General features: G+C 37.8%; 9 protein-coding genes. All 9 read right to left on the reverse strand.

The features are described from left to right. Nucleotides 1-2,825, reverse strand: a 2,825-nt coding sequence (locus AC4MRQ_RS22290; protein ID WP_491199937.1) for a SusC/RagA family TonB-linked outer membrane protein, incomplete at its 3' end; no start/stop codon positions are given. A 151-nt stretch (nt 2,826-2,976) separates the two neighbouring features. Continuing rightward, a complete protein-coding gene (locus AC4MRQ_RS22295; protein ID WP_491199938.1) occupies nt 2,977-4,014 on the reverse strand; it encodes a FecR family protein in 1,038 nt (345 codons plus the stop codon). A gap of 128 nt (nt 4,015-4,142) precedes the next feature. Next, nucleotides 4,143-4,733: an RNA polymerase sigma-70 factor gene (locus AC4MRQ_RS22300; RefSeq protein ID WP_491199939.1), complete on the reverse strand. Its 591-nt coding sequence runs from the start codon at nt 4,731-4,733 to the stop codon at nt 4,143-4,145. A gap of 219 nt (nt 4,734-4,952) precedes the next feature. Continuing rightward, the gene (locus AC4MRQ_RS22305) at nt 4,953-5,147 is read right to left on the reverse strand and encodes a YwbE family protein (protein ID WP_491199940.1); all 195 of its coding nucleotides are present in this window, start codon (nt 5,145-5,147) and stop codon (nt 4,953-4,955) included. Between the two features lie 4 nt (nt 5,148-5,151). After that, nucleotides 5,152-6,666: a TolC family protein gene (locus AC4MRQ_RS22310; RefSeq protein ID WP_491199941.1), complete on the reverse strand. Its 1,515-nt coding sequence runs from the start codon at nt 6,664-6,666 to the stop codon at nt 5,152-5,154. Between the two features lies 1 nt (nt 6,667). After that, nucleotides 6,668-7,882, reverse strand: a complete 1,215-nt coding sequence (locus AC4MRQ_RS22315; RefSeq protein WP_491199942.1) for an efflux RND transporter periplasmic adaptor subunit — start codon at nt 7,880-7,882, stop codon at nt 6,668-6,670. Nucleotides 7,883-8,087: 205 nt separating this feature from the next. Next, on the reverse strand, nt 8,088-8,948 hold the full coding sequence (locus tag AC4MRQ_RS22320; RefSeq protein WP_491199943.1) for a 4-hydroxy-3-methylbut-2-enyl diphosphate reductase: 861 nt from the start codon (nt 8,946-8,948) through the stop codon (nt 8,088-8,090). Between the two features lies 1 nt (nt 8,949). Then, on the reverse strand, nt 8,950-9,645 hold the full coding sequence (gene cmk, locus AC4MRQ_RS22325) for a (d)CMP kinase (protein ID WP_491199944.1): 696 nt from the start codon (nt 9,643-9,645) through the stop codon (nt 8,950-8,952). 76 nt (nt 9,646-9,721) lie between these two features. After that, entirely contained in the window at nt 9,722-10,873 is a 1,152-nt protein-coding gene (locus AC4MRQ_RS22330; RefSeq protein WP_491199945.1) for a CapA family protein, read from the reverse strand. Between the last annotated feature and the right edge of the window lie 133 nt (nt 10,874-11,006).

Below are 11,006 nucleotides of genomic sequence, written 5' to 3' on the forward strand. Positions count from 1 at the left end.
TTACCTGTCTGAACCTGTGGCAACCCTGTGCTCTCATTAATAATTACATCGCCGTTTTTATTGCGCTGGTAACTGGTTTTAGCGATAATCTGACCAAGAGGTGCTCCTGAGCGGGCAATTACTTTAATCATATCATTCTCACCTAGCGACTGATAGCCATTTGGATTTTTAGCATCAAGCTCATCAACAAAATCATCACGATGCGCATAGTTGAAATCCAGATTAAAAGTAAAGTTGCGTGTTTTAACTGGCGTTAAATAAACAGCTAATTCAACACCACTATTTGTGATTTTACCTGCATTGATGTATTTGTATTTGAATGATGAACTTTTTACTTCATCAACCCGAAGAATCTGATTCTCGGTAAAAGCATCGTAATAGGTAAAATCGAATCCAACACGATTATTAAACAGGCGCAAGTCAAGTCCTATTTCTTTTGAAGTTGTTAACTCAGGTTTAAGTTGTTTGTTAACACGAGTATCACTATCTGGAATAATCTGAATATTTCCATTATTATCGCGTTGGTAGCTACTGGTATTTTCCAGTTGATGTGGTTCACAATCTTTACCTACCTGTGCCCATGATAATCTCAATTTAGCAAATTCAAGCCAGTCAGGGTAAGTAGCTCCTAGGTTGTCCATTAAGCTGGTACCAATAAACCCAAGGTTAACGGATGGGTAGAAGTAAGAATTATTCCCGATTGGTAAGGCTGAGGACCAGTCATTACGGGCGGTTAGTTCCAGGTTGAGGAAGGAATTGTAATAAAACTGTGCTGATCCAAATACTGATTGTACTTCTTTTTCTTTGAGAGATTGAACTGGAATACGTGTAATATCTTGTCCTGCTCCAAGGTTAAAATCCATATTATAAAGGTTGCGGGCCTCGGTTGATAACAGGTAATCAGAGTAATACATCCGGTTGAATCCTGCTATGTATGAAAAATCCAGCTTACCAAATAACTGCTGTCCCGTCAAAAGTAATTCTGTATTGAACTGCTTATAAGTTGCGCTTTCAATGGCATAACTTGACTTCTCAGTTCCATGGGGTGTTAAACCTTCATCTTTAGTTTTGTTTTCAAACTTGGTATTATAATAGTCTAGCGATTGTTTAGCTGATAAGTTGAGTAGTTTATGGAATTCAAAATACAATCGCACATAACCAAAAGCTCTATCTCTTACTTCCTGGTTCTGATGCTCATCATTGACATAAAACGGATTCCGAAAATCGATTGTCGGTGATCCACCTGTCCAGTTAACATGCTGACGCTCCGCGTTTCCATATGGTAATAAGTCCTGCAGACGAATGTTACGCGGCATCTGCAATAGCTGGTTGACGGCTCCATAGGTTCCATAGAAAGTACGGTTATTGGTTTCTGTTTCAGAAAGTGAAACTTTAGAGTCAATCGTTACAAACTTACTTAACCTGGTGGAACCACTGATGTCAAGGTTTAACCGCTGCTGATTCTGGTTATCGAAAATACCATCTGTTGAAAGATAAGAAGCTCCGAAACGATAACTTTTATCTTCGGTTTTATTTCCGATTCCGACTGTATAATTCTGTGTTATACCTGTCTTGAAAAATTCATCCATACGATTGGTCTGCGCACTGTAGGGGATATTTTCTCCTGTCCATGCTTCCTTTAAAGATCCATCCAGCAGACCTCCCCATGATGTTGTCGACTTATTATCTGCAATACCATCGTAACCACGACCATAGGTATTTTGCATATCAAGGCTCTCTGCAATATCCTCGATGGTTAATGTTGCAGAGAAATCAACTCCCATTCCTTGCTTTTCTGTTCCTCGTTTGGTTGTTACAATAATAACGCCGTTACCTGCCAGAGAGCCATAGAGCGCTGCTGCATTTGGTCCTTTTAGTACGGAGATTGATTCAACATCATCCATGTTTAAATCCATCGCGGCACTACCTCTATCGTAACCGCCATAGGTTCCGGGACCGTCTGTTCCGTTGTTGTTAAACGGAACTCCATCAACCACCCAAAGCGGATCATTATTTCCTGCTATAGAACTGTTACCACGAATGGTGATTTTACTGGAACCACCCAGACCTGTTGCCGCAGTTGTAATCTCAACACCAGCCACCTTGCCCTGAAGTGCTGAAATAACATTGGGGTTTCCAGCCTCGGTTAACTCTTCTTTATTAACCTGCTGCATGGCATATCCCAACACTTTCTCTTCTTTTTTAATACCCAAAGCTGTTACAACAACTTCATCAATTTCTTCGGTATCAGAAATAAGTATCACATCAAGACTGCCGGATATACCAGCTACAGAACGATTTTGGTTGATGAAACCGATATATGAAAAAGTTAAGATAACATCATTTGAAGCTACGTTGATTGTGAAATTGCCGTCAAAATCTGTAATAACTCCATGAGTAGGATTGTTTTTATCAAAAACATTTACTCCCGGCAAGGGATCTCCTGACGCATCCTTAACTGTACCAACAATGGTTTTGCCAGGCTGCATAGCATCAATGGTTATCGGGTTAGTCTGATTCTGAGCATTTTTTTCTAAGATGACAATGTCATTATCAATTATCTTGAAATCAAGTGCCGTATCTTCCAGGATTTCTTCAAGAACAAATTCAATATTCTTGTTAGAATAATCTGCGGTAATCAGTTTATCTCCAGGTAAACAACTTGGCTGATAGAAAAAGTCATAGTCAGTATTTGTCTGGATTATCTTAAATAATTCAACCAGAGATACCTTACTGACCTTCAGGTCAATATATTTATTTTGCGATAATGATGTAGCTGATATCTGCAACATAACTGTCATCAGCAATACAATGCTTATCCTCATAACTTTTAAAAATTTAGATTGACCTCCCCTCTTATGGAGAAATCCCCAATTCTGTTTTTTTTTCATAAATTTGTAATGTTACGTTAGCAAGAGTGTTAAAAACAACATTTTTGTAATCGAGGGTTGTTGGCGCAGCTCTCGATTTTTTTTATCAGTTGTTACTTGGTCCTCTTGTATTCATTTGTTCAATAAAAATCGTATCCTCCTGTATATCATAGGATATAGGATGAGTTATAGAAAGTACACGCATAATGTGATCTATGCTTTTATTATGCTTCAGTACCCCGGAAAATTTAAGTTTCAGAAGTTCTTTATCTTTAATAATGATGGTGTGATTATACCACCGTTCAATATGACGGGTTAATTCTTCCATCGATATATTCTCAAACTCTAACCTACCAGTACGCCAAGCTGAAAACTGGTATAAATCCTGGTTCCTGAGCAGTTTTTGCTGTCCCGTCACTGTATTAATATTGAGCTGATCACCCTGATTGAGTGTTAATAACTGATCACCTTTATTAATCTGGACCACTCCTTCTTCTAATGATGTTTGAAACAGGTTTTCTTCGGGATAATGTCTCAGGTTAAAGCTCGTTCCCTTAACACTGACCTGATAGCCGGCAACGTCAATCTTAAATGGATTCAGGCTATCACTCTTAACATCAAAATATGCTTCACCTGTAAGACTTAATTGCCTGTTTTCTGAAGAAAAATCCTCGTTTAAAGTAAGTTTTGAAGCAGAGTTGATCCATACAAATGTTCCATCCGACAAACTGAGTTTTACCATATCTCCTTTTGAACATTCGATAACATGAGCCAGATCTGTATTAGTTTTCTCTCCAGGATTAAGAATCGCCAAAAGCCAACCAATACCCAATAAGGCAATTACCATCGCTGCAATTTGCCAAACTCTGCTGGTCCATTTTTGCCCGAATAAACTTTTTGTACTTGAGGCAGGATGAATATGTTTATCCATCATTTCATCCCATACATCATCTAAATTGATTTTTTGGGATTTATCTTTCAGTTGATGATACTCCCAAACGTCCTTTAGTTGAAAAAATAATGCTTTCAGTTTATCATTCTGATTCAGTGAGTTGATAAACTCACTTCGCTCCTCTTCTCTCATATCCGAATTCAAATATGAAATTGAAGACTCATAAAACTTATTTAAATCATCTCTTTGCATATATTAGAATGACGGGTAAAAACACAAGTTCCCTACCTTCCTTTAATGTTTTATTAAAGAAAAAAAGAAGGTTTTATTTATACCACTTAAAATGTGAGACTTAACAAGTCTTAAGAAAAATGATATTTCTATTTTAGAAGTAATATGAGAAAGGGTAAGTAATCTTTTAACTCCTCACGCATAATCTTTAATGCCTTTGTCAAATGCTTTTCAACCGTTTTTGGCGAAATGTTAAGCTGCTCAGCAATTTCATTATTTCTGATACGCTGAATCCGGCTTAACCGAAAGACTCTTTGACATTGTTCCGGCAATGATGAAATAACTTCTTCTACTTTATTATGAAGCTCCACTTCCAGTAAACTTTGCGAGGCCTGGCTCTCAAAATAATTCACTTCTTCAATCGATAGTTGAATTTGCTTTTCCTGCTGATAGCGACTGCGTACTTTTTGCTTCTCCAGCCATTGGAGACAATTATTGCGAACCCCGGTAAATAAATAATTGTGTAATGAAGTGTTTATTTCGAATTGTTCGCGTTTAACCCAAATCGTAGAAAATAAGTCCTGAACAATATCATGTCCACAATCCTGATCGACAAATTTAAGTGCATACGCATGCAATACACGATAGTAAGAGTCAAACAATAGACGAAAGGAAGGTTGATGACTGTCTTTTATTTGTTCAATTAGTAACTTCTCATCTATTTTAATGTGTGTCGACAAAGATTTATTCTTTAGGTAGGGCAAGATTAAGAAAAATTTATAAAACCACCAATGAGCCGGTTCTATTGTAATCTAGCTATTTATCAGGACTAAACCATCAAATAAACACCTCCATCAGACTATTTATAAATTACTTAGATTGGTGTCAACGCATCATATGCGATAATGGAAATTTATTGAGAATAAATAATCAATCAGAGTACAGATAAGTTTAAATTGCTACTCCATAATCTCCTTGACACGCCCTACCTGACCATCGGCCAATCGTACTTTTATGCCATGTGGATGAAACGAACTATTGGTAAGAATATCTTTTACAACTCCCTCTGTTAACTGTCCGCTTCGTTGATGCTGTTTTAGTACGACAGCTACTTGTAAGCCGGACTTGATACTGCTACGATGACGTCCATCCATAATATTATACCTTGTCGTTTGGTTTCTTTTTGATTAAGCCCTGAAGCAATGGATTGTCATACATTATCTTTTGTCCTTTTTCGAAATCATACAAAGTAAGTTCGCGCAAACGATAGTAGGCGACCCAATAGGTTTCCAAAGACTTAATGTAGTCACGTTTGGCCTTTTCTCTTTCGGATAGTGATATATTCAAATCAGTGATACTGATCTCACCATTCTGAAACTTCTTCAGGGCAATCTGGTAACCATTACCGGCCACATTATCGGCCTCTTTAGCAATCTCAAGCTGAGCTTTTAACAGGCTGAACTGTTCTACCTGAACAACCACAGTTCTTTCAAAATTCTCCCTGTCACGCTCTACATCAAATACCACCAGATCTCGTCTACTTTCTGCCAGTTTAACGTTAGATGATGATTTGCCCCAATCAAGAATCGGAATCGAAAATGATAATCTTAAGTATTTTTGACTGGCTGGTTCTGAATAGATGCCTGGCCAATCGTAGGCAATATTTGATGTACCATAACTTCCATGTAGTGTTGCTGATAAACCATTCCCGCGTTTCGCTTTAGTTAATTCACGATCGGCTTCTATTAATCGACGCTCATATTGTATGGTTTCTTTTCGGTTAACAAGTGCTTCTTCAAGTGCCAATTGAGGGTCTACCTGAAACAAGTACATATTCAACGGCATCACCAATTCAATATCTGTATCCTGATCGAGACCAATGTATTTTTTCAACTCAAAATCAGCATTCTTTAAATTCATATTGGCTTGCGTCAATGACTTTTGTGCTGTCAATACCGATAAACGAATACGTGAATAGTCATTCTCTGAGATCGTTCCTAAATTACGCTTTGTTTCTGCAATCCGCAGATTATCCTCACTGTTTGACAGGTTGTTCTCTGCCAGTTTATAATTGGTTTGCACTTTTAAGTAGGTGAAGAAGCGTGATGTGGCATTTCGCGAAATCTCTTCAATTGTTTCAACAAAATCTTTTTGTGCCTCGTCATACACCAAAGGCTCTGTTTTTCGAGACCATTTCATCCAGTTATAGGCAAAAACCGGCTGAGAAAAACCAATCTTGTATGGATCACCCGAAAAACTAACTTCATCCTTCCTTAAATCCTGGTTTCTAATCACCGAACTACTAGCATATATTTTTGTGCCCGTTTGCGGAATTGATTGATTAACTGAAAGAGCAACGTTGTTATTAAATCGTCCAACTTCCCTAAACTGGATACTACCATCGCCTTGTTTTACAGGCTCTGTTCCTTCATAGTAATTAGGCAAATTACCTGATATAACTAATTGAGGCCTGAACTGAGCCTGAAAATTTTTAAACCTCCAAAAATAGTTTTCATACCTGTTTTGAGCATATTTGACTGATGATGACTGATTAACAGCCAGATCAATTACATTCTGTAATGTTAGATTTAGCTTGTTTAAATCTTCAGATTGTCCTACAACACTTGTATTGAGCAGGCTAGTTAAAAGAAATACTCCAATCCACCGCACCATCTTACTTTTTTAATTCCTGAATACTAATTGAATTCTCATTATCAGTGGCAGTAACCGAAGAAATTATTACTTCGTCACCCTCTTCCAAGCCACCTTTAATCTCGATATATTCATCTGTAATTAATCCCAGCTTAAGCTCCATAAGGTCAGCACTATCACCATTGACAACATAAACCTGCTGAACCTTTTTATTGCTGATGAGAGCTCCTTTTTTAAGTCTTAAAACATCGTAACGTGCTCTTTTTACTATCTGCAAATCTACCTTTTGATTAGGTATCAGCTTAGAATGATTACTATCAGTCAAATAAACCGTGAACTGCATGTTACCATCTTCCAATTTAGGCATGATGGTACCGATTCGCCCTTCCAATCGTGCATTATCCACCATCACATAAGCTTTGCGACCCGTCTTGATCATGTTCTTATGCTTGGCATCAATGGTTGCTCTGATCTTAAATCGAGTCAGATCAGATAACTCTACTAATAACTTATCACCACCAATCTTCTCTCCTTTCTTACCATGTATGGAAAGAATTATACCATCCGAAGGTGCCTTCACCTCTAACTGTTTCAGTAATTCCTTCTGCTTCTCCAGCTCTTTTTCCTGCATTTCTATCTGCAACAGCAAGCCTTTTTCGTCAGCATTCAATTGTTGTAGTCGGATATTGCTTTTTTGCTTAACCAATTGCAATTCTTTCTCAGCTAAAACTAATTCCTGCTTTGTTTTATCAAACTTTGCAGGCGAGATACCTCCAACTTCCAGAAGTTGTTCCTGGTCGGCCAATACCGATTTGATGGATGAGATCTTAAGTTTCTTTGTTTCTAAACTATGCGATAAGTCGGCTTTGGTACTTCGGGCTGAAAGACGCGTTTTTTCCAAATTGTTTTGCTTAACTGCTAACTGATCCTGAATGTCTTCAATTCGTCCCTCCACAGCCTTCGTATTTAAAACTACGATGGTTTCTCCCTTTTTAACTTTTTGCCCTGGTTCTTTTAATATTTCGGTAATAATACTTGCCGCCGGACTTAATAACAATACTTCATTAGCTGGTTCAACAAATCCTTCGGTTGTTTCCCATGTTTCGATATTTCCTTTGTCAACTACGTATGTTTCATAGGTTCCCTTACCCGAATTTGATTGACAGCCCATAACAATAGCAATCATACCAAACATTGAAGCAGCGTATATATACTGCCAGTATTTTAGACAATTCATAGAGTTTCGTAAGTATTAAATGTACCGATTGTTTTACCTTTTAAATCAGATGCACAAATTTAACAGATGTGATTCAATCATAACGGTGTAAATGCGTTCAAATTACAATGTGAAATTACAAAAAGAGTAATTTTTACCTTTTATAAATAAGATAGCTCCAATATAAATCACATTTAGGCTACTGGCTCTTCGAAATATCCTATTGCTATTTGAGCGCTTTAATTGCCTCAGCTACTTTCTCCATTAACCATTGCGGTGTAGATGTAGCCCCGCATACCCCAACTTTTTTTATATCCTGACTCAACCAATTGGCATCTATTTCGTCTTCGGATGACACAAAATAACTATTTGGATTAGCCTTTTTACACGCATCGAAGAGAACTCTGGCATTACTGCTCTTCTTTCCACCAACAAATATGACTAATGGATACTTTTGAGCAAAGTCTGTAATTCTTGGAACCCGACCGGTAACTTGTTTACAAGTGGTATTATGCCAAACAACTCCTCTTAATGCCTTCGTCTCAATTAAACTTACAATATGTCGAAGGGTTTCAGGGTTTTTAGTGGTTTGAGCAAAAAGCTCAATAGGACGGCTAAAATCAATCTCATTAATTTGTGATTCGTCCTCTATGATGATGGCTTCATTGTTGGTTTGTCCATTCAAACCAATGACTTCAGCATGACCTTTTTTTCCATAGATCACAATCTGTCCGTTATTCTTTTTCTGTTCCAAGTATGCTTTCTTGATACGTTGTTGTAGCTTCAGCACTACCGGACAGGTTGCATCTTTCAGATTAAGTTGTGCGTTACTGACAGATTCATATGATGCTGGAGGTTCACCATGTGCCCTGAAAAGAACAGTACCTTTATTAATCTTTTCTATTTCATTTTTATCGATGATTGACATTCCCAACTTATTCAAGCGCTTCGATTCGGCCTCATTATGCACAATATCCCCAACGCAATACACATCGTTCCCATGTTTAAGCAATTCGGATGCAGCTTCAATAGCTTTCTTAACGCCAAAACAAAATCCTGAATGAGTATCAATATCAACCTTAATCATGCTATGCGAGGTTCCTTTCTTTAAGAACATTCATAATCCAATCGAGCTGTTCTTGTTTGTTCAGCTGGCTATTATCAAGTACAACGGCATCATTAGCCTGCACCAAAGGACTCTCTTTGCGTGTGCTGTCAATGTGATCGCGCTGCTTTACATTCTCAAAAATTGCTTTCAAATCAACATCTTCTCCTTTAGCCTTCAACTCATCAAAACGACGCTGAGCCCTTATTTCAGGAGATGCCGTCATAAACAGTTTCAAATCTGCATCGGGGAATACAACCGTTCCAATATCTCTTCCGTCCATCACAATTCCACCTTCTCTACCCATTTCCTGTTGTAATTCAACCAATTTCTCCCTCACAAAACCAATTGCACTGATTGCACTAACATTATTACTCACATCAAGTCCACGGATGGCATCTTCCACACAAGCTCCATTTAAAAAAGTTTCATTCTTCTTTTCTTCCAGCTCATATTTAAAGGTGATATGAATATCACTTAGTCGCCCCTTTAATCCCGCTTCATCAATTTTGCCATTATTGATCAATCCATTTTCCATGGCAAACAACGTAACTGAGCGGTACATCGCACCAGTATCTATGTAAACATAGCCTAAAACCTTCGCTAAATCCTTTGCAACCGTACTCTTTCCACACGACGAATGACCGTCTATCGCAATAATTGCTTTTTTATCTTGCATGTTCATATTTTAATGGCTTGCAAATTTATGAATATTGTATTGATAGAAAAGCCTGGTGTCAGTATTTGGTTCAATATTAATTGTGAATTATTGAAGGTGAATCAATCTTAATTAACTCCATTTGCATTCCGTATAATTTAGTCAATGGTTTGTCGAAACGTTTTTCATTAACGCTTTTATTGAACTTTAAAATATCTCTTGCTTCTGAGATATATTCGTTCATTCGAATTCGAGCCGATTTATCTACCCAACTTGCGTCTTTATATCTAACAGCCGGTAATACGTAGAAACGCTTTTTTTCGTCCTTATATGGAGTGTACACCCATGTTAATTGATACTCGGCGTTGACCAAAGCAACCTTGCCATTTTCAATCTTCAGATCAACAAACAAAAGTGCAGCTCCATCCCTTGGAGCCGTACGTTGATTTGAAATAAAATTACCAAGACTATAAGCTACCAATGATTGATTATCACCATTTGATTCTATGTGCATTGGTTGCAGCACATGCGGATGTGAACCAATAACTATATTGATACCTTTGGATTTTAGAAACGATGCCAATTTCTTCTGATCAGGATTGGGCTTTGTCTGATATTCCCACCCCCAATGCAAGCAAACTATAATCTCGTCCACACCTTTCTCTCTTGCTGTAACAATATCCTTAGACATAACTGCAGTATCCAATTGATTCACGATGTTTGGAGCCTGTATCTTTATACCATTCGTACCATAGGTGTAATTTAAGATCGCAAGACGTACACCTTTCACTTCAACAACCATTGGATTATTCTTAACCCGATCCAAAGAATCTTTAAACACACCTGTGCGTGGAATCCCTTTTTTATCAAGGATGTCACACGTACGGTTTAATCCTTTCTTACGCCGATCTACACAATGATTATTAGCCATTACCAAAGCATCTATTCCAGTATAAAGCAAGGCATCAACTAATGTGTCAGGCGAAGAAAAAGCAGGATATCCTTTATAGGGAGGTCCGGCCAATGTTACTTCCAGATTAGCGATTGCTAAATCAGCCGATTTAATATCATCTTTAATGTACTTAAAACAACTATTGTAATCAAACTGGTCGGATTGCCCTATCCTAGCACTATTTATTTGTGAATCGTGCCCCATTACATCACCCATAAAAACCAATGTCAGAGTTGAGTCTTTTTGAGCAAACAAGCTTGCAGGTATCAGAAGAAGTGCCAGTATCCAGAATCGCATAACTATCTAATTTTGGATGACAAAGGTAAGTATTAAACACAAAAAACCCCTTATCCGAATGAATAAGGGGTTTCTCTGAAAAAAAGGCGGCGACCTACTCTCCCACTTCTACGCAGTACCATCGGCGCTATCG

Source organism: Carboxylicivirga sp. (genome assembly GCF_982718395.1).

Bases quoted from the DNA above. Each gene is read 5' to 3' on its own strand.
- AC4MRQ_RS22295 (WP_491199938.1), bottom strand. From the start codon at position 4,014: ATGCAAAGAGATGATTTAAATAAGTTTTATGAGTCTTCAATTTCATAT.
- AC4MRQ_RS22305 (WP_491199940.1), bottom strand. From the start codon at position 5,147: ATGGATGGACGTCATCGTAGCAGTATCAAGTCCGGCTTACAAGTAGCT.
- AC4MRQ_RS22310 (WP_491199941.1), bottom strand. From the start codon at position 6,666: ATGGTGCGGTGGATTGGAGTATTTCTTTTAACTAGCCTGCTCAATACA.
- AC4MRQ_RS22315 (WP_491199942.1), bottom strand. From the start codon at position 7,882: ATGAATTGTCTAAAATACTGGCAGTATATATACGCTGCTTCAATGTTT.
- AC4MRQ_RS22320 (WP_491199943.1), bottom strand. From the start codon at position 8,948: ATGATTAAGGTTGATATTGATACTCATTCAGGATTTTGTTTTGGCGTT.
- cmk (WP_491199944.1), bottom strand. From the start codon at position 9,645: ATGCAAGATAAAAAAGCAATTATTGCGATAGACGGTCATTCGTCGTGT.
- AC4MRQ_RS22330 (WP_491199945.1), bottom strand. From the start codon at position 10,873: ATGCGATTCTGGATACTGGCACTTCTTCTGATACCTGCAAGCTTGTTT.